The organism is Bartonella pachyuromydis (genome assembly GCF_039543065.1).
In the GTDB taxonomy this organism is placed as follows: Bacteria; Pseudomonadota; Alphaproteobacteria; order Rhizobiales; family Rhizobiaceae; genus Bartonella; species Bartonella pachyuromydis.
Genome location: NZ_BAABJA010000005.1, coordinates 1 through 19,805, shown reverse-complemented (window position 1 = coordinate 19,805; position 19,805 = coordinate 1). Strand labels below are relative to the sequence as shown.

The 19,805-nt window shown below is 36.1% G+C and carries 18 protein-coding genes; 9 read left to right on the top strand and 9 right to left on the bottom strand.

Features of this window, described 5'->3' with window-relative positions; all coding sequences use genetic code 11:
• The first annotated feature begins 245 nt into the window (after positions 1–245).
• Genes ABD917_RS04750 through ABD917_RS04740 form a run of 3 tightly spaced genes read left to right on the top strand, consistent with a single transcriptional unit; the run spans position 246 to position 1,911 of the window.
• Positions 246–950, top strand: a complete 705-nt coding sequence (locus tag ABD917_RS04750; RefSeq protein ID WP_345119066.1) for a transketolase — start codon at positions 246–248, stop codon at positions 948–950.
• A gap of 2 nt (positions 951–952) precedes the next feature.
• Complete coding sequence (locus ABD917_RS04745) at positions 953–1,255, top strand: transketolase family protein (RefSeq protein ID WP_345118956.1); 303 nt, start codon at positions 953–955, stop codon at positions 1,253–1,255.
• 32 nt (positions 1,256–1,287) lie between these two features.
• Entirely contained in the window at positions 1,288–1,911 is a 624-nt protein-coding gene (locus ABD917_RS04740) for a transketolase family protein (protein ID WP_345119065.1), read from the top strand.
• 606 nt (positions 1,912–2,517) lie between these two features.
• On the opposite strand, the gene lldD is transcribed toward ABD917_RS04740, so the two are convergent.
• Positions 2,518–3,669 (bottom strand): FMN-dependent L-lactate dehydrogenase LldD, encoded by a 1,152-nt coding sequence (gene lldD / locus ABD917_RS04735; protein ID WP_345118955.1) that lies wholly within the window; start codon positions 3,667–3,669, stop codon positions 2,518–2,520.
• A gap of 887 nt (positions 3,670–4,556) precedes the next feature.
• Complete coding sequence (locus tag ABD917_RS04730; protein WP_345118954.1) at positions 4,557–5,645, bottom strand: 2'-deoxycytidine 5'-triphosphate deaminase; 1,089 nt, start codon at positions 5,643–5,645, stop codon at positions 4,557–4,559.
• Between the two features lie 302 nt (positions 5,646–5,947).
• Between ABD917_RS04730 and mutL the strand changes: the two genes are divergently transcribed.
• Both mutL and ABD917_RS04720 read left to right on the top strand, forming a co-directional pair.
• Complete coding sequence (mutL, locus tag ABD917_RS04725) at positions 5,948–7,786, top strand: DNA mismatch repair endonuclease MutL (protein WP_345119064.1); 1,839 nt, start codon at positions 5,948–5,950, stop codon at positions 7,784–7,786.
• Positions 7,787–7,902: 116 nt separating this feature from the next.
• Complete coding sequence (locus tag ABD917_RS04720; RefSeq protein WP_345118953.1) at positions 7,903–8,139, top strand: DUF2093 domain-containing protein; 237 nt, start codon at positions 7,903–7,905, stop codon at positions 8,137–8,139.
• Positions 8,140–8,166: 27 nt separating this feature from the next.
• Here the strand turns inward: ABD917_RS04720 and lpxK are convergent, their stop codons facing one another.
• From lpxK to ABD917_RS04690, 6 genes are all read right to left on the bottom strand, one after another.
• Positions 8,167–9,186, bottom strand: coding sequence for a tetraacyldisaccharide 4'-kinase (gene lpxK / locus ABD917_RS04715; RefSeq protein ID WP_345118952.1), 1,020 nt, complete (start codon positions 9,184–9,186; stop codon positions 8,167–8,169).
• A complete protein-coding gene (gene waaA / locus ABD917_RS04710; RefSeq protein WP_345119063.1) occupies positions 9,176–10,498 on the bottom strand; it encodes a lipid IV(A) 3-deoxy-D-manno-octulosonic acid transferase in 1,323 nt (440 codons plus the stop codon). Before waaA ends, lpxK begins: the two co-directional genes overlap by 11 nt.
• Positions 10,499–11,135: 637 nt before the next feature.
• Positions 11,136–11,369: a DUF4170 domain-containing protein gene (locus tag ABD917_RS04705; protein ID WP_345118951.1), complete on the bottom strand. Its 234-nt coding sequence runs from the start codon at positions 11,367–11,369 to the stop codon at positions 11,136–11,138.
• 46 nt (positions 11,370–11,415) lie between these two features.
• Positions 11,416–12,219: a 3'(2'),5'-bisphosphate nucleotidase CysQ gene (locus tag ABD917_RS04700; protein WP_345118950.1), complete on the bottom strand. Its 804-nt coding sequence runs from the start codon at positions 12,217–12,219 to the stop codon at positions 11,416–11,418.
• A complete protein-coding gene (locus ABD917_RS04695) occupies positions 12,206–13,537 on the bottom strand; it encodes a TldD/PmbA family protein (RefSeq protein ID WP_345119062.1) in 1,332 nt (443 codons plus the stop codon). Before ABD917_RS04695 ends, ABD917_RS04700 begins: the two co-directional genes overlap by 14 nt.
• Positions 13,538–14,803: 1,266 nt before the next feature.
• Complete coding sequence (locus tag ABD917_RS04690; protein WP_345118949.1) at positions 14,804–15,253, bottom strand: SRPBCC family protein; 450 nt, start codon at positions 15,251–15,253, stop codon at positions 14,804–14,806.
• 1,469 nt (positions 15,254–16,722) lie between these two features.
• Between ABD917_RS04690 and ABD917_RS04685 the strand changes: the two genes are divergently transcribed.
• From ABD917_RS04685 to ABD917_RS04670, 4 genes are all read left to right on the top strand, one after another.
• Complete coding sequence (locus ABD917_RS04685) at positions 16,723–17,880, top strand: tyrosine-type recombinase/integrase (protein WP_345118948.1); 1,158 nt, start codon at positions 16,723–16,725, stop codon at positions 17,878–17,880.
• 273 nt (positions 17,881–18,153) lie between these two features.
• Complete coding sequence (locus ABD917_RS04680) at positions 18,154–18,741, top strand: antA/AntB antirepressor family protein (protein ID WP_345118947.1); 588 nt, start codon at positions 18,154–18,156, stop codon at positions 18,739–18,741.
• Between the two features lie 119 nt (positions 18,742–18,860).
• Positions 18,861–19,136 (top strand): type II toxin-antitoxin system RelB/DinJ family antitoxin, encoded by a 276-nt coding sequence (locus tag ABD917_RS04675; RefSeq protein ID WP_345118946.1) that lies wholly within the window; start codon positions 18,861–18,863, stop codon positions 19,134–19,136.
• A gap of 12 nt (positions 19,137–19,148) precedes the next feature.
• The gene (locus ABD917_RS04670; RefSeq protein WP_345118945.1) at positions 19,149–19,430 is read left to right on the top strand and encodes a type II toxin-antitoxin system YafQ family toxin; all 282 of its coding nucleotides are present in this window, start codon (positions 19,149–19,151) and stop codon (positions 19,428–19,430) included.
• 7 nt (positions 19,431–19,437) lie between these two features.
• On the opposite strand, the gene ABD917_RS04665 is transcribed toward ABD917_RS04670, so the two are convergent.
• Positions 19,438–19,656, bottom strand: a complete 219-nt coding sequence (locus ABD917_RS04665) for a hypothetical protein (RefSeq protein WP_345118944.1) — start codon at positions 19,654–19,656, stop codon at positions 19,438–19,440.
• Positions 19,657–19,805: the final 149 nt, after the last annotated feature.

The window sequence follows — 19,805 nt, the reverse complement described above, 5'->3', positions numbered from 1 at the left end:
TATCATGTGATAATGATCTTACACGTTTAAAATAATGAGTAAGTAGTCTATAAAACTGTAATTTAAGATGGTTTTTATAAATCTTTTAGGGGGGAAGATGATATGGCTTATGCAACCAATAAAGCAGGTAATTACGATGTAGTTTATGCTCTCCGTTTACGTCTTAAAATACTTGATCTTATTAGAAAAGCAAAATCTGGTCACACAGCTGGGAGCCTTTCCTGTATTGATTTTATCTATATCTTATACAATATATTCTTCAAATAGATCCAAAGCGTATCCATGATCCCAATCGAGATCGATATATCCAAAGTAAGGGACACGTCGTTGAAGCGTTGTATATTGTATTATCAGAAATGGGGTATTTTGATCCTCAACTTCTTGATACTTATTTAGGCTTTGGTTCGGATTTTATTGGTCATGTCACTAAAAAAGTCCCTAGTATAGAACAAAGCACAGGTTCTCTTGGGCATGGCCTATCTCTTGGCGCAGGGATGGCTCTCTCTGGACTGCTTAATTCTCAATCTTATCGTGTTTTTGTGCTTCTTGGTGATGGCGAAATGACAGAGGGTTCCGTTTGGGAAGCAGCACTTTTTTCAGCACATTATAAACTGAGAAATCTCATCGCCGTTGTTGATAGAAATCGGTTGCAGATTACAGATACAACGGATCTCTTAATGAAAACAGAGCCCTTAGCAGATAAATTTACAAGTTTTGGCTGGCATGTTGTAGAAATTGATGGTCAGGATATGATCCAACTGAAAACATCATTAAGATCACCTCCATTTCATAAAAATAAGCCAACAGCAATCATTATGAATACCATAAAGGGAAGTGGAATTTCTATCATGGAAAATGACATAATCTGGAACCATAAAGTTCCAACAGATGAGAAATATAATCTTGCTGTCGAGGAAATTGAGATAAAAATTCAATTAATGGGAGTATGAGTGTGGATCATCTTCATCAAAAAACACAAAATGCCGTGAAATTTTCAAACCTCGATATTTTAAATAAGGCTCTTATAAAAACAGCAAAATTTGATAAAGATATTGTTGTTTTAATGGCTGATTCACGCTTATCTGGAAAGATTGATCAATTTGCAAAGCTCTATCCAGAGCGTATTATAGAAGTTGGAATTGCTGAACAAAATTTAGTAGGTGGTGCTACTGGTCTTGCTTCATGTGGCAAAAAGCCTTTTGTTGTTTCGCAGGCTTGTTTTTTGACAACGCGTGCCCTTGAACAAATAAGGTAGATGTCGCTTATTGTGAAAATCCTGTTCGATTAATTGGTATTAGTGCTGGTATTAGCTATGGGCCACTTGGGGCAACCCATCATGCTATTGCCGATTTTGCTTCGCTTCGTGCCATTCCCAACATACACATTATGGTTCCTGCGGATAATAAAGAAACAGAAGCTGCAATTCTCTCGGCACTAAATAATTCGATGCCTGCTTATATACGTTTAGGAAAGAATGCTGTGACAAATATTCATAAAGATGCCGCAAAACTTGATATCAATAAAGCTTCTGTTATAAAAAAGGGAAAAGATATTCTCTTACTTGCTACTGGTGAAACCGTTCAGATTTGTCTTAATGTAGCTGAAGAACTTCAAAAATATGAAATTATACCAACAGTTGTCAGTGTACCAACAATTCGGCCTTTGGATAATGCGTCTGTGCTCGAACTATGCAAATCTCACCGCTCTGTCATTGTTTGTGAAGAACATAGCATAAATGGAGGGCTTGGAGAAGCGGTTGCGAGATTACTCATGGAACAGAACATTGCCTGTAAATTTATATCATTAGGAATACCAGATGAACCAATCTGTAATGGAAGCCAATCAGACATTTTAGCACATTATGGAATCAGTCGAGATGGTATAATGAAAAAGATATTAGCAATGATATAATATACACAAAACATGAAACTTCTTGCTCATATATTCTCCATCTTAAAACAATAATTCATTAAGAATGTGAAAAAAATGAGACAAATAAACATATTAAATTGCACTTTTTTATTGCCTAAAAATGTATTTCACCAAAGCCCTATCATATTCATAGAATATACTATTCAATAAATTCCATAGAAACACTGTAGATATGATAAAATCTGATCGATTTTTTAATACAGTATGTAAAATTAATTAATGAGTATATTATATTGTAAATGTTTTTATAAGTAGGCGTAAAAATGCTCATAGCATTCTTGATAGATGTTTTTTCTACATCAACAGTTGTTTTGCCTTTAATAGCAGCGCTTATTCCTTTTTATCCTTAAAAGGAGTTTCAACAAAATAAATAAAAATGGATGCAGTGTTATTTGTGTTTTTTCTGCGTTCATTATTATTAAGATTTTGTCTCTACTATTATCGTAGTTAGGAGGTATTTTCTGTTATTTTATGGAAGAGAATTTTGGACTATTCGCTCTAATGTTAGCTGTTAACATGTTTATGGAATATACAGATAGCTTTTTCTATAAAAAGGATTTTTTTAAGCCATATAGAATATTTCTTTTATTGCTTAAAAACATCTGTATTCACTAAGCTTTCACGTGTAATATCTTTGATCGTGTGAGCGCCGGTCAATGTCATAGCAACACGCATTTCATTGGCGAAAAGATCCAGTAGATGAGTAACACCGTTCTCACCCGCTGCTGCAAGCGCATAAACAAAAGCACGACCAATCATAACAGCATCCGCACCTTGTGCTATCATACGCACAACATCAAGACCAGAACGCACACCAGAATCTGCTAAAATAGTCAAATCTCCCTTTACAGATTCGGCGATTATTGGCAACGCCCGTGCTGTGGATAAGACACCATCAAGTTGACGTCCTCCATGATTGGAAACAACAATACCATCAGCACCAAATTGTACTGCTTCTCGTGCATCTTCAGGATCAAGAATACCTTTTAAAATCATTTTTCCCTGCCAAAAGTCTCGAATCCATTGTAGATCACGCCAACCAATTGAGGGATCAAAATTTGCTCCAAGCCAACCAACATAATCGTCCAATGCAATCTTCTTATGCAAATAGGTGGAAATATTTCCAAGATCATGTGGTCGTCCCATAACACCAACATTCCAAGCCCAATGAGGATGGGTAAAAGCTTGTAAAATGCGGCGTAACTTGGCATAAGGTCCAGACATTCCCGAATGCGCATCACGATAACGTGCACCAGGAACTGGCATATCGACTGTAAAAACCAAAGTGCGTACACCAGATGCCCAAGCCCGTTCTAATGCATCACGCATGAATCCGCGATCTTTGAGAACATAAAGTTGAAACCAAAAGGCATTTCCAATTGCTTTTTGTACTTCTACAATGGGACACACTGAAACTGAAGATAAGGTGAAAGGAATGCCTTTTGCAACGGCAGCACGTGCCGCTTGTACTTCACCACGACGTGCATACATGCCAGTTAGTCCAACAGGTGCAAGTATAATTGGAAAATGAAGTGTTTGATCAAAAAGCCTCAATGAAAGATCAACTTTATCAATCTGCTTTAGGACTCTTTGACGTAGTGCAAGCATTTGAAGGTCTGTACAATTACGTCGCATTGTTTCCTCAGCATAAGCTCCACCATCAATATAGTGAAAAAGGAAAGGGGGAAGGCGGCGTTTGGCTGCTTGGCGGTAATCAACGGTTGAGGAAATAATCATGAAGTGCACCACTGTTTTTGAATGAAAAGCGAAAACACTCTAAAACGAATAAGAACAAGCCCACACGCCTCAAATGAGACGTTCTACCTAATGTTCCACTCAGTAGAGGTAGGAAATTAAGATTGCAACTAAAAAAAACATATTGATAACAACAATATTTTATTATTGCTTTCTAGATGAAGAATCTGATGGTAATAAGTTTTCATCAATAACCTCCCAGAAATATCGTTTTAGTCATTTATTTTCATTTTAAAGTAATATTTCTCTTATAAAAATATTTCACATGCAGTTCATGCAAATCATATTGAGTATATATCAAAAAAATTCTTCTTCCAAAGATAAAAAATACACTAATAGAATGTCTCAGAGGAAGTTATAAATGATTTTCTACAAGCGTATTTAATAACGCTAGCTGTTTTGCGCCTTAAAATTTTTCAAAACATAAATTTCTTGATTAATTTAAGGCACTTTAAAGATTTTTAAATATGAATATATGTAAAGAAAAAATCTTATTTTTCTTAAAATATTTTCTACTTATAATATAGCTTGATTATAGGCAAAGAATATAACTCATAAAAGTTTTATCAAAGTTATCTTTGCACAAAATATGAGATACATTTCAAAAAATTACGAAGAGTGCACCATTGGAAAAATTTATTACTATTCTACTAGCTAAAACTTATACTTTTATTCTTAATGACATTTTATAGAGAACAAAATGTATGATATTTAAAAAAATTATAAAAAAGCCAGTAGTGGTAACAGACTTTGCACATTCAGTTAGAGGAACGCACAAAGTAAGAGCATATAATGTCCGGAAAACTGAAACTCTTCCTTTATTTTAATAGAATTTTTGCAAATATTTTATCAAAATTTGTGTTTTCAGGTCATTTAAAATGCTTAGACAATTTTAATCCCTGTGCTTGATAATGTGATCCAACTTCATGCCCATAAAGTGTTGATGGTCGGTTAAGCATATGTTCATACACTAAACGGCCAATAATTTGTCCGTGCTCCAAAATAAATGGAACTTCGTGGCTACGAACTTCCAAAACTGCTTTTGCTCCTTTTCCACCAGTTTCTATCTGTCCAAATCCTGGATCAAAAAAGCCTGCATAATGCACCCTAAATTCACCAACTAAGGGATCAAAAGGCGTCATTTCAGCTGCATAAAGTGGAGGAACATGGACAGTTTCTCGCGAAACTAAAATATAAAATTCATCAGGATCAAGAATCAGTTCCTTTTGTCCACGGTCAAAAAGTGGTTCCCAAAAATCTAAAATGTCCGCAACAGCACGTTTATCGATATCAATAACACTTGTATGGCGTTTGCCACGGTAACCCACAAGCCCATTTTCATCCCCTTCCAAATTAATAGAAAGCCCAATACCACTCGCATTAATATTAGGTAAATCATCTGATATAAGTGTTTCTTGCCTATGCAAAGTATGAAGCTCAATTTCATTTAAACAACTGTGCCCTTTGCGAAACCGAATTTGCGATAAACGCGAACCGGTACGCACTAAAATTGGGAATGTGCGTGGACTAATTTCAAGATAAAGTGGACCATGATAACCAGCACAAATCTTATCAAATTCTTGAGCATTGTCGGTAATCACACGGGTAAAAATATCTAATCGTCCGGTAGAACTTTTAGGATTAGTAATTGCTGATAAAATTTTTGGTAAAGCCAAACTTTCCAAAAGAGGAACAATATAAACACAACCTGTTTCTAAAACTGCTCCGTTTTGCAAATCAAATTCGTGCAACTTTAATCGTTCAAGTTTATCTAAGACTTTTACATGAGTTCCCGGCATAAAGGAGGCACGGATACGATAGGCTTTGGTTCCTAAACGAAGATCAAGACTTGCGGGTTGTATTTGGGTTGTATCAAATGGCAAAAGAGTTTTGAGAGCATTATTATCAATTAAAGCTTGTATATCGTTATCTGCCAAAATACCACTTACACGCGCCATATATTTTGCCTTCCATTTTTACGCCATCTTCTTTTGACTCAGATGGCTGGTGAGTGCAAGATGTTTTAGGGAAATAACGATGATTTGCTTCTCATTTTGCCAATCAATTTGCTGCTATAGTTAATCATAGAATGCCACAAACAATGAAACAGCATTTGATACAATACTCTACTCTTTAAAAGTAAATAAGTTGTTTTGAGAATAATACCTCTCATATATTCTCATTCTTGAATGTTGCACAAATGATGCTATCATAACGCGAGGCTTCCCTAGAATCCATAAGAGTTTTGTTAGAATTTATGATGATTATACGCCATCTCAGCGAAAATATTATTAATCAAATTGCGGCCGGTGAAGTTATTGAGCGGCCGGCAAATGTTATCAAAGAACTTGTTGAAAATGCTATTGATGCGGGAGCAACACGCATTGAAATTGTTACTGCAAATGGTGGGAAAAACTTTATAAAGGTGAGTGATAACGGCTGGGGTATTCCTGCAGATCAGTTAACATTAGCCGTTTCTCGCCATTGTACCTCGAAAATTACCAATGATGTAAATAATATTTGCTTTCTAGGCTTTAGAGGAGAAGCCTTACCTTCTATAGGTTCTGTTGCTAAACTGAGACTTATTTCACGAACAAAAGATGCTGATAATGCTGCTGAAATTATTGTCACGGCAGGAAAAATTGTTGGACCAAAGCCGGTAGCTGCAAATCTTGGAACGATTGTTGAAGTACGTGATCTTTTTTTTGTGACGCCAGCACGGCTCAAATTTATGAAAACTGATCGTGCTGAAACGAATGCTATTACCGATATGGTTAAGCGAATTGCCATTGCATTTCCGCATATCCGTTTTTCTCTTTCAGGCTCAGACAGAACTCCTCTCGAACTTCCTGCTACAGAAAATGATATCCAAGGGCGGTTGCAACGTATTACCCAAATTATGGGTACGGAATTTGCTCCTAACAGTATTGCCCTCAATGCAGAACGCGAGTCAGTCCGTTTAACTGGCTTTGCTTGTTTGCCCTCTTTTAGTCGTAGTAATAGCCTTCATCAATTTGCTTATGTTAATGGGCGTCCGGTACGCGATAAATTTCTTTTTGGAGCAATTCGAGGAGCTTATGCTGATGTTATGACGAGGGATCGTTATCCTGTATGCATTCTTTTTATTGATCTTCCCCCCGCTGATGTAGATGTTAACGTTCACCCAGCCAAAGCAGATGTACGCTTCCGTGATTCAGGATTCATTCGTGGTTTAATCGTTGGAGCAATTCGTGAAGCATTGCATCAAACGGGGATTCGTTCTACTTCAACGCGTTCTGAAGCACTATTGAGTGCATTTCAAACACAACAACCATTGAAAACTTTTCAAAATACACATAAACCTTCTTCTTATAGGCCACAGCTTCACCATTTATCACCGGTATCAATGGTGCACGAACCATTAGATATGAACAGTTCTTTTGGTTTAAAAGAAGATATATCTCCTCTTATGGAGGGCTTAGATATACCAAGCGGTGATGCTTACATCTCAAGCATTGCACCTTCAGCAGAAGAATTATCTTATCCCTTAGGAGCTGCTAGAGCACAAATTCATAAAAATTATATTATTTCTCAAACTCAAGATAGTTTGGTTATTGTCGACCAGCATGCAGCTCATGAACGATTGGTTTATGAAGCACTCAAAAATGCTCTTTATTCCAAACCGCTTCCTTCACAATTATTGCTCATCCCTGAAATTGTAGAACTTTCTGAAGAAGATGCAACGTGCCTTTTAACGCACAAAGATGCTTTGCAGAAATTTGGTTTGGGAATAGAACCATTTGGACCTGGTGCAATTGTTGTACGTGAAACACCCTCTATGTTAGGAGAAATTGATGTACAAGCTCTTATTAAAGATCTTGCAGATGAAGCCGCGGAATATGATACGACAGATAATTTAAAAGCAATGCTTGATTATATTGCAGCAACAATGGCTTGTCATGGTTCAATACGATCAGGACGTCTTTTGCGCCCAGAAGAAATGAATGCATTGTTACGACAAATAGAAGCAACACCACATACAGGAACGTGTAATCACGGTCGTCCTACTTATATTGAGCTTAAGTTGGCTGATATAGAGCGTCTTTTTGGCAGAAAATAAATTATGACTTGTCGCTTTGGAGAAAAATATTTTTGCGATTCACTCTCGACTTTATAAAGCATATTATGGCACTTTGCGTGCAGAATCTCTCATAAAGATAGAAAGGGAATACAAAAATGTTTTCCAGTAATGAACGCGAAGCAAAAATTCATTACACCAATAATGGATATAAAGTCATAGAATATGGAACCTATACTCTTTGTGCCGTCAGTGGACAAAAAATACCAATAGACGATTTAAAATATTGGAATCATCACCGCCAAGAAGCATATGCGAGTTGTGAAATTTCTTATAATCGTGAGCTTGAATGCAATCCGTATCTTAGCCAACTATTAAAAGATCAGAAAAAATAATCAATTGAAAACTATAAACTTAATTCTTTAAAGGAGAATTTCACGCTCTCTAAAACGGCTTACGACCTCTTCCAAGAGCATACGACAAAAGTCTTTTTGAGCAAAATCAACTTTGGTATCAAATACAATAAGATTTTTTAAATCTTTTTGTACATTGCTTGTTTGTATACGCGCATAATCTTTAGCAGTCGTTGCCAGCCATAAGTTTTGACTTTTAGCTGTTTGTGCAAGATTTTTTAAATCTGTATCAGTAAAAAAATAGTGGTCTGGATAAGAATAAGAATGCACCACATGACCAAATAGTTCTTTTATAGATTTGAAAAATTTATTTGGATTACCGATTCCTGCAAATGCCAAAAATGACTTCCCTGCAACTTTATCAGAGGCTAAAGATTTAAGGTGTGCATGATGCAAAGGTTTTCCTGTGCGTGTGATAAGAAAAGCAGCCTTATTATGTATATCTGAATGACCAATCAATAAAACACTGTCTGTCAAAGAAAGCTGTGTTTTTAATGGTGCACGCAAAGGTCCTGCTGGAAAAACAGCTCCATTACCAAAGCCCCGCATTGAATCTACAACAAGCAATGCATAATCCATATAAAGACGGCGGCTTTGAAATCCATCATCCATTAAAATCAAATCACATCCTTCTTGTTTAAGCCGCTTTGCTGCCGCATAACGATCAGCTGATATGGCAACAAAAGCATGCTGTGCAAGTAAAAGAGCTTCATCTCCAACATCGCGCGCATAATCATATTTTTTATTTACAAGATGTACTTTCTTAATAGTTCCACCATAACCACGCGATACAATACCAGGTACGAAACCAAGTTCTTTAGCTACTTGGGCAAAGGCAATAACAACGGGTGTTTTTCCAGCACCACCACAGGTAAAATTACCAATACACAAAACAGGAAGATCAATAATAGGTGGTTGTTTTGCCATATGCCGACGTGAAAAATAACCATAGCCCCAAGAAATCGGAGCTAACAAAGTACGCAAAAAGCTTTTATTTTTCCACCAAAAATGTGGTGTACTAATGTTCATGGCGCCCCCGATGTTGACTCAAACCAGTTTGTATGACAAGGGGATGCAAAAATGGTTCCAAAAACTTTAATGTACGTTCAAATGCACCTGCCATACCCGTTGCAATTTCATAGGCTTTATCAACCATTTCTTTTCGTAATGCTTCATTTGTTAAAAGTTTATACACTTGAGTAGCGAGCTGTTCTGTATCTTGAATCATAAATGCTGCTTCATGCGTCAAGAATTTTTCAAACATCTCTTGAAAATTTGAGACATAAGGTCCAGTTAGAATAGCTGAATGGAAAAATGCCAATTCCAATGGGTTGTGTCCACCATTTCCGCATAACGACTTACCAATAAAAGACACTTTTGACAAGCGAAGGAAAAGTCCCATTTCGCCTATTGTATCACCCCACAAAATATCTGTATTGTCCTCTGGAACAGCATTACTACTTCTACGAACAAAACGTAAATTCCTATTGTTGCATTTTTTGATAAGCTCTTCTAAGCGGTCAGGATGACGAGGCACAATGATTGTCAACAAATCTGGTAAATAATCTTTAAGAATCCTATGAACTTCAAAAGCGATTTCTTCTTCTTCCTCATGGGTTGAAAGTGCAGCCCAAACCGGACGATTACCGATAGCACTAAGGTAATGTGTAAGCAATGCTTTATCTTCAACGGGTAAAACATCAGCTTTAAGATTACCAGAAAGCGCAACAGATTTTACCCCAAGTGTATGGTAATAAGCGATATCTCTTTCGTTTTGACCAATAACGAGATCAATGTGCTTAAAGATATGTTTGGCAAGAACAGGGCGTTTTTGCCAAGCTTTAAAAGAACGTTCAGACATATGAGCATTAACCAAAATCTGGGGAATATGCATTTTAGCAAGTTCTTTAATACGCAGAGGCCAAATTTCCGATTCACAAACCAATACTAAATCTGGTTTCCAATGGCTGATAAAACGGCGCATTGCCAAATCTAAATCCAAAGGAGCATATTGATGAATTAACCGATTACCAAACATCTTTTTTACAAGAGAAGAAGATGTTACCGTACCAGTTGTTAATAACACATTGATTTCCAATGATAAAATATAATTAATGAGTGGGACAAGAGCTAATGTTTCTCCAACACTAGCCGCATGCAACCAAATGAGAGGGCTTTTAGGTCGGGCTTTATGGCTTTTCCCCAAACGTTCTTTTTGGCGTCCTCGCTCTTCTTTTCCACGGACAGTACGAAGAAACAAATAAAAAGGTACAACAGGACGTAAGCAAAAGCCAATCATCCGATAGATTAAAAAAGCTGCTTGTGCCTTTAATTCCATTATTAAAACCACCCTATATTATCTGTTTAGAGACATCTGTAAACTTTTTCTATTAAATGATTCATTATCCCCTGTTCATTACATTGACTTTTCTTCTACCGCATGAGTGAAATATTCCTCATATTTTAGGCAACAAAAAACACTTCAATTATGAGAACAATTTGAAACGTAGAAATGCAATTCTCTGTCATGTTTTTCAAGAATCTTTTTCTATGAAAATGCATGCATATGAAGTATGATAGAGTAGGTGAGTAATTTGGCTAACAAAATAATCATTTTTCTCATTTTATACGCTTTATATCCACAATTATAATATTTTTTCAGACTTAAAAGCACATTTTAAACATGAAGAACTCTCATATTCATATATTGCGGTAGCTATTGCATTTGAGAGTGCTCATAATAAGTATTTATTCCTCATCTGAAACGCTTTATATCCACATGCTCATCCTGCTAGTTAGGTGTAAGCGAATGGTTTTGATTGATTTTACATAAACAGATTGAAATAAAAGTATCTTATGATATTCAGGGGACTTCTTTAATAATAAATATCGATAATTGATCATTATAAATCAAAGTATTATCTCCATATAAGCACAAAGTGTTTTTACACTACCTTTACAAATATGGAGAAAGAATTTCACATTTCAGTATCAAGAAGGCGCTGCAAATCTACAATGTAATAACGTTGTAATGCGTTGTCTACACTGCTTTGTGCTTTTGCTTGCCATGCTTCTCGAGCGGATTGATAATCAGGAAAAATACCAACAACGTCTAAATCGTTAATATTTTTGAATTGGTTATTGTTAAGATTTTTCAACTCTCCACCAAATACTAGATGCAAACATTGTTTTTTCTCAGTGGCTTCAGTCATATGTGCCTCCATATCATCAAGAAATTTTAGTGATTTTTTTATGTGATTAAACTAACTTTGCTTGACGAACAATATCTATCATATCTTGACAGCAATTATTTTTACCAGCAATTAAAATCCCGTATTGATGAGGTTCAATTCCATAAGAGATAAGAGGTGTATCAAGAGATAAAAAACATCCCCCGCATTCCTGTAAAATGAGATCGGCCGCGGCAATATCCCATGCATGACAGTTCGGACGAACTAACACGATATCAATTTCATTTTGAGCGACAAGAACAATACGATAGGCAAGGGAGGGAATATGGCGATAAAAATTAACTTTATTGCAAAAATCATCCGGAAATTTTTGTACGAGTGATTTATCAAGTGAGACTTTATACTTTCTATCAATCTGAGATGCTAAAAGAGGGAGTTCTGTAGCATTTAATGTTGCACCTCCACCAGTAACAGCAGCATAAACATCTCTTCTGGCTGGGCATTGCAAGACACCTACGATAGGGCGCCCGTTCTCAATAATAGCAATTGAAATACACCAATAGGTGCTGCCTGAAAGAAAACCACGCGTTCCATCAATAGGGTCAACTACAAAATAACGCTCATAAATTTTTTGTTCTCGATCATCTTTTGTTTCTTCTGAAATCCATCCATAATTGGGACGCTCTCTAAGAAGTCTTTCTTTCAAAAAGTGATCAACAGCAAAATCTGCTTCGCTAACAGGTGAATTTCCTTCTTTAATCCAAACATTCAAGGAACATCCAAAATACCTCATTGCTAAATCTCCTGCCTCTCGACAAACATCAAGCAAGAGATTTAAGTCAGAAGAATGATGCGTGTTATTTTCCTGCAAGTGCCATTCCTTCAATCAACAATGTTGGAGCTGCTGTACCATAACGCCGATCGATATCGTTTGCAGGTGTTAAATGCGCTAACATATGGAGTAAATTGGAACCTAACGTTACTTCGCTTACGGGATAAGCAATTTCACCATTTTCTATCCAAAAACCAGATGCACCACGGCTATATTGTCCGGTAACAAAATCAATACCATGCCCGAATAATTCTGTGACATAAAATCCACTCTGCAAACTTTTTATCATATCGTGAGGTGATATGATCCCTGGTTCAATAGCAAAATTGGTACTGGATGGCTGGACAGACGATGCTGAACGTATACCACGACCATTGGTTTTAAGGCCCAATTCCCGCGCTGCAGATGATGAAAGAAGCCAGTTTTTTAAAATACCATTTTCAATGATATTTAATGTTTGTCCCTCTATTCCCTCTCCATCAAAAGGGCGAGAAGCATTGCCACGTAGTCGTAAAGGTTGATCTGTGACATTAACATTTGGTTTCATCACCGCTTTGCCTAAGAGATTTTGTAAAAGACTTGTTTTACGGGCCACAGATGCTCCATTGACCATAGATGCAATATGTCCAGCAATGCCACGAGCTGTACGCGGATCAAAAATGACATCTACAGTTCCTGTTGCAGCACGGACTGCCCCCAAACGTCGAACAGCTCCAATACCTGCATTTCTTCCCACAGTTTCTGCTGCTTCTAGATCAGAAAAATGCAAAGCAGTTGTATAATCATAATCCCGTTCCATGGCAGTGCCCTCACCAGCAACGGCACTACAAGAGCGTGAAAAACCACTTGATTGATAGGCACCACAAAAACCATCACTGGTTACAAGAACAAATCCACTATGACCATAAGTTGTTGCCGCTCCACCAGAATTGCTCACCCCTTGCACATCAAGGGCTGCGGCTTCTATTTTTAAAGCATCTTCTGTTAGAAAATGACTGTTCGGGACAAAACCATCCAAAAGATCAAGATCTTTTGGATGTGTAACCAAAGATTCTTTATCAGCCAAACCTTCGAACAAACTGTCAGGAGAAGCTTTTGCCATCGCAACAGCTCGTTCTGCAAGTTCTTGCGGATAAGCTGCTAAATTAGCAGAAACACTTGCCACTTTTTTCCCGACAAAAACCCTTAATGTAAAATCATTACTTTCTGCAGCTTCTGTCGATTCGACTTTTCCAAAGCGAACCGATACACTGGCAGAATGTGTACGAACAATAATGGCATCAGCAGCATCTGCCCCAGAACGTTTTGCCGATTCAACCAATGAAGCAGCTTTATCAATCTGGTTTTTGTCAGTCATCATGAACTCCCTTAAATATTAATCATTCACATGGGTAAGCAATTTGGCAAATTTATAAAAAGTATGACTCCTAATATATGCATCAATAAAAAATATGCATCATGAAGGCATTTCTTTTTTCAATGAATTGAGCAGCTTCCTTTTTAGCGTCTTTTCAAAAAGGTGCAATATATTATCATTTTCTAGGTTTAATTATTCTAAATCTACTGTATGTCATTGCTTATCATTAAACCCATAAAAACTATGCAATAGTGCTTGGCTTAATTCCAATTTTTAAGCGTTCCAATAATGGGTAGATGTTCCAAATTACGGATTCTTTTGCCATGAAGTATTAAATCAATTTGTAATTATCTCTTCTATAGCATTCTTAAAATTTCATGCAAACGTAAGGAAATATACCTATAATACTTCAACATTTATGAGTTTTCTCATCATGAACACAATAATCTTGTAAATGTAACACAAACCATAGAAGAAGTGTAAAAGATAATTTCACTCGTCATGATTTTATCAAGAACAGCAGTCATTATTTTTTTGCTATAGATAATGTCAGCATAGACCTTATTTCATATTTACCGAAAATAAGTTATCATCATGACATTCTCTATTACCAGATATATATATAAATGATAGTATTGTGCTTTCCTTATATGTCATAATTAATCAGTTAGGATGTTATTAAATATAAAAAGCTTGATTAATTTCCTTTATATATATTCTCCAATTTAGTTAAAAATTCACAATGTCGTTTCAATTAATTCTAGAAAAATAGTATGTTATAAGCTTATTTAGTAGATATAGGGTTGTTTATCAGTAAAGATAATATATTTGCGCATAAGAACATCAATCATTGTTTGAAATGATATATCTATCCAATGAAGTTAAGCTAATTTTTATAGAGTAGATATTAGCTTATTTATTTTGTAATTTTTCTAATTGCACTCTCTAAAAGAGCCTAGCAAAGAAGGCATTATTGGCTTTTAAAAATTCCAATGAATAACAATAACAACTTTCTTATTTTTCAACGAAAGAGACATTTCATAAGCCTTTTTGTGGTAAAATAAAATGAAATAGTTTTTATCAAAATTTTTGTATAGAAGTGATCTTACACAATAATAAGGTTTAAATAAATAATCCCAAAATGCTCTATGAATGATTGGCTCGTAAAATAATCGATAGTTCAAAGATTTAATTCTCACGTAGGCTATAACATCTATACTATTTCTGTTTGCAATAATATTGATGTTTTTCATAAATGAGGTATAACTATGAAATAGTTTTATCTCCAGTAAGAGCACGCTTGCTCATTTCAGTCATTGCAGAGCGGAGGTGTTGCTTAATTTTTGTGCCAATAATCCTTCCAAAGAAGGGAGCAAATAAGCCAGATATCGTTACCGTATGGCGAATTTTGTTTTTTGCAGAACCTGAATCCGTTGAAATAATATACTCATGATCAAAATGCATGCGCGTAAAAGGAAGTTTAGCACAGTCAGAAAAACAAACATTTTTAATAACTTTATCGAGTGTGAAAGTTACTTTCGGCCCTTTTTTAGGTTTCATTCGCCCTGTAGCACCTTCTATGAAAGCACCAGAGAGTTCTACCCACTCCAATTCGTGATCCCAGCACGGCCAAGTTGCTACATCTCCCCACATAGCCCAAATTTGTTCAGCACTTGCTTCTGTATTAACTTCTTCACGATATGTCCATTTAAACATGACAATCCCCTTTATATTTTACAAGAATTCCCATTTTAGTGATGAAACACATAAATATTCAAGCTGAAAGAGATTCTTAAATTTAAAATATGTGCTTTTCTTGCAGTCCAGTTTTAAATAGCAGTGTCATGACAAAAGATGAGTTTATACCAATCTACTATTCTAGAGCATGCTTTAATGCAGCAAAGATGTTCAGTTAGTTTAAATCAATATTCTTTAACTACTTGAAAATAACCAAAACAGTTAGACTATCAGCCTTCATAAATCCTCATCGCTTTGCGAATTTTGGCAGCATCAAAAGTTGTAATTTCAAAGAAACCTCGTCGCACCAACATTCCTCAATGAGGGTTAGTTAAAAATTCAAGATCTTGAATCTCTTTTAAAACAACAGGTTGTGTTTTTTATGAAAAATAACCTTTTTTCGAAAAGGTGTAAAATGAGGCATTTACTCTACTTGATAAATGTGATTATTCTTAAAGATACACTGAAATTCTATTGTTTGCAGAATTTGTTCAGCCCCCATTTTGCATCGTAGATAGTAAATGAACACCTCATCTCCTTATGACGTCTTTTGAAGTGGTCCAGCCTTACCGTGACAGACCTGAAGAAAGCCAAATTTTACAGCAAGATGTGCATGCTCTCGAGAAATAACGGCTAATAATATTCATTCTTCCACAAAGGGTAAAATATCTCTTTTTAGATTATCCAGTAATGAAGATGATTTTTTCACACTTCTAAAGATACAGATACAATTTGAGTAGCTTAAATTTGTAAATTTCTGATAAGTGGTTAATAATATCGTATAAACAAAAAGTAGTTAATCGCAAGAAGTCATCATAATGAGTAATGGAACATGATTTCTTAATAAGAAAATGTCACAAAAAGTTATTGCGTTAAAAAACTTCAGGATTTCTAAGATCATTTCAAATGGACCATTTTTTAGCGCCTTTGCCTTTAAAGAAAATATATTCCATGTCTGTAAATCACCTCACGTATATTACAATTGCTATCATTTTAAGATATAAGACAGAGAAAGTTTGATACAAGAAGTAAAGCAGGTGAGAAAATAAACTTTATTTGGAATGATCATAACTATTTGATAAAAACGAAATTGTATGATTCTTATGGCTTTCATTTATGAATAAAAACAGCTTATATACAGATAATTTAATGGTATCATGCTTTCAACATTATATAATATGTTTAAGGACAGTTTTTAAAATATCTGTTGAAGCAGGTTTGAGAAATTGCGTCACGATTTTAAACTTCGTTTTTTAAAAGCAAAAAGTGGTGCCGCATGCCAGGCAGACTGGGGCTTATCAACAAGATTCAACTTATATAAATATGTGTAAGAGCGTATTGATATGTATAGTTTTTTATGTTCCAATAAAAAAATTAAGAATGAAAGAAAAAATCTCAAATCAAAAAATTAAGGTGGACCAAAAAAGGTGGACGAGAAGGTGAATTAAGTGAGGGCGATTCATAAGTTATCAGCAGCATTCGTAAAGGCATCTCCTCAAGGGAAATATTGTGATGGGGCGGGGCTGTGGTTGAATGTTCGAAAAGACAATACGCGCTCTTGGTTCTTTCGTTATACATACCACAACAAACGCCGTGAAATGGGGCTCGGTCCAGTCGCAAGACTTTCTTTAAAAGAAGCACGAGAACTTGTAAGATACTATAGTGATATTCTGAAAGAAGGCAATGATCCTATTGTCTTTCGAGAACAAACTATTTTAAAACAGCAAAGCAATATGTTTAAAGAAATTGCGCAGGCAGCTTTTGAAAGTAAAAAAGCTGAGTTAAAAAATGAAGGCAAAAATGGGCGTTGGTTTTCTCCGCTGGAGTTACATGTTATCCCACACATAGGGAATTTGCCTATAGAACAATTAACAGCAAATATCATTCGCAATGTTCTCTCACCCCTTTGGCATGAAAAAGCAGATACGGCAAGAAAAGCACTTAATCGTATTAACATTTGCTTGAAATATGCTGCGGCTCTTGGTTTGGACGTTGATCTACAAGCTTGTATGAAGGCACGCGCCCTTTTAGGAAAGCCCCGTGTTACATCAACAAATATTCCTGCTATGCCATGGCAAGAAGTTCCAGCTTTCTATCAGAATTTAGATGATAAGATTCTTTCAAATTTAGCACTGAAGTTGCTTATTTTGACAGGGGTACGGTCATATCCATTGCGATATTTGCGTCTTGAACAAATAGATAAAAATATATGGACAATACCAAAAGAAAATATGAAGGGTATTGTGGGAAAAGTTTCAGATTTTCGCGTGCCATTAAGTCATGAAGCTTTGAAAGTGATTGAAAAATCTCTCCCTTTTGAGAAAAAAGGGTTTCTCTTTTCTGGTCTTACCGGCAAGCCAATTTCTGATGCAAGCATGGCAAAATATATGACAGTTTGTGGTTTAACTTATCGCCCTCATGGTTTCCGTTCAAGCTTACGGGATTGGATAGCAGAAACAACATCAACACCATTTGAGATTGCCGAAACTGTTCTTGCACATTCCGTTGGGAGTTCAGTGACCAAAGCTTATATGCGGACAGATTTTTTAGAACAACGCGATGCTCTCTTGGAACAGTGGGCTGCATTTATAACAGGAGCGACTTGACAGAGTTATAACAATGTGTCTATTGTTGGATTAGGTGCCTAGAAAACACCCTAAAACAACAAGCGGATTTGTTGCCGAAATAACTAATTTTCCGCAAACTAAAAACTTTGACTCATTGTATGCTGTACGCATATAATAATATTGTCGGGTGTGGTTATGCTATACAATACCCTTTTAGGGAAAAGCATAACGACGGGCTTGTTGCCGTGTTTTCTAGCACCCGGCATCCTTTGTTGGATGTCAATAGAAAACCTAATCAACAAGGAGTTCACAATGAACATTCTCATTAAAATATCAGAACAAACGATTGATGGAGATACTGTTCAGACAGTAAATGCACGCGAGTTACATACGTTTTTAGAGATAAAATCCGAATTTAGAAATTGGATTAAAAATCGCATTGAGGAGTATGGCTTCCTAGAAAATAAGGACTTTATAAGTTTCGCTAAATTTTTAGCGAAACCTAATGTCTCCCAGGAAAAACAAAGTGTCATGAGTTTCGGTAAAAATTTACCGAAACCTAAAGGTGGCCGTCCAAGTATGGAATACCACCTCACTTTAGATATGGCGAAAGAGCTCTCAATGGTTGAACGTAATGAAAAAGGACGACAAGCACGCCGTTACTTTATTGAGTGTGAAAAGAAATTAAGAAGCCAATCTGTTGATTATGAAGATACACGTTTTGATTTGCCAAGTTATTGGGAGGGTATGAATGCTGGTGAAAAAGCTTTGTATCTTTTAGGTCCTATCCATGTTCGTCTTATTGATGCCTTTAGAGTTGATGAAGAAAACAGAAAATATAAAGCCCTCATTAAAGAAGCTAAGCGGGTTTTAGCAAGATCTGTTACAAAAGCTGCTTAATTTTAAAAGTATGGTTCATCTCCCCGTTTTAAAAGCGGGGAGGGAATTATTAGATAAATCTCTTGACATGAGCTTTAATGTAGTACATTGTAGTACAAATAGATGGGAGATTGAGGCAAATGGGTAAAATTCAAGCACGCATACCTGATGAAGTTCAGGAAGTTGCAAGCGCAGTGATAAAATCTACGGGTTTGACTGTATCAGATGCAGTGCGTATGTTTATGACCCGCATTGCTAGAGATAGAGCATTGCCACTTGATCTCTTTCAACCCAATCCGGAAACATTGCAAGCTATAGAAGATGCTGAGATGGGGCGTGTTGAACGTACGTCATTAGATGGTTTGCACGCCATGATTCGTGCGGACAAAGCCGAAGTATGTAAATCTGCAAAGTAATTTTAGTTAGCTATGCGGGAAATTGTTTATACGAAGTCTTTTCGGCGTGATCTTAAACGTGAAAGTAGGGGGAGATATGCTGATACATTAGAGACAGATTTGCTGCTTGTGATCAAATTGTTAGCGGAAAACGAACCCTTAAAAGTTCAGTGGAAAGATCACGCACTAACAGGTCAATGGAAGAACTGTCGTGATTGCCATATCAAACCAGATTTGGTTTTGATCTATCGAAAGCCTAATGATGAGACATTAGAACTTTTACGGCTTGGTTCACATTCTGAATTGCGTTTATGACAATTTTTCAATGTTTTGAAAACCACTGTTTCATATGTGCAAAGACATTATCTATCGCGTCCATGAGGCGGGCAAAATCAAGGATAAGCAAAAAAAGAAAAAATACTACCCACTTCATCAGACGCGACATCATCTTCACACTTTGATAGGCAATAATCATTTCTTGAAGCATGGCTTTTTCCGTGTCTGTCAGTTCTGTATCGTCTTTTGTTTTTTTTCTAGCCATGTTTCCATCCACACAAGCGTTTACCTAGGTTATTATGCTTTAAGATCTCTCTTGCTAAGTTTGAACTGATGACTTCAACATCTCTTTTGCTTAAATAAATAGGCAACCAACCAACACAAGAGACGTAGTTATTTGTTACGCAACCAGCG

Bases quoted from the DNA above. Each gene is read 5' to 3' on its own strand.
- lldD (WP_345118955.1), bottom strand. From the start codon at position 3,669: ATGATTATTTCCTCAACCGTTGATTACCGCCAAGCAGCCAAACGCCGC.
- ABD917_RS04730 (WP_345118954.1), bottom strand. From the start codon at position 5,645: ATGGCGCGTGTAAGTGGTATTTTGGCAGATAACGATATACAAGCTTTA.
- mutL (WP_345119064.1), top strand. From the start codon at position 5,948: ATGATTATACGCCATCTCAGCGAAAATATTATTAATCAAATTGCGGCC.
- ABD917_RS04720 (WP_345118953.1), top strand. From the start codon at position 7,903: ATGTTTTCCAGTAATGAACGCGAAGCAAAAATTCATTACACCAATAAT.
- lpxK (WP_345118952.1), bottom strand. From the start codon at position 9,186: ATGAACATTAGTACACCACATTTTTGGTGGAAAAATAAAAGCTTTTTG.
- ABD917_RS04705 (WP_345118951.1), bottom strand. From the start codon at position 11,369: ATGACTGAAGCCACTGAGAAAAAACAATGTTTGCATCTAGTATTTGGT.
- ABD917_RS04695 (WP_345119062.1), bottom strand. From the start codon at position 13,537: ATGACTGACAAAAACCAGATTGATAAAGCTGCTTCATTGGTTGAATCG.
- ABD917_RS04690 (WP_345118949.1), bottom strand. From the start codon at position 15,253: ATGTTTAAATGGACATATCGTGAAGAAGTTAATACAGAAGCAAGTGCT.
- ABD917_RS04680 (WP_345118947.1), top strand. From the start codon at position 18,154: ATGAACATTCTCATTAAAATATCAGAACAAACGATTGATGGAGATACT.
- ABD917_RS04675 (WP_345118946.1), top strand. From the start codon at position 18,861: ATGGGTAAAATTCAAGCACGCATACCTGATGAAGTTCAGGAAGTTGCA.
- ABD917_RS04670 (WP_345118945.1), top strand. From the start codon at position 19,149: ATGCGGGAAATTGTTTATACGAAGTCTTTTCGGCGTGATCTTAAACGT.
- ABD917_RS04665 (WP_345118944.1), bottom strand. From the start codon at position 19,656: ATGGCTAGAAAAAAAACAAAAGACGATACAGAACTGACAGACACGGAA.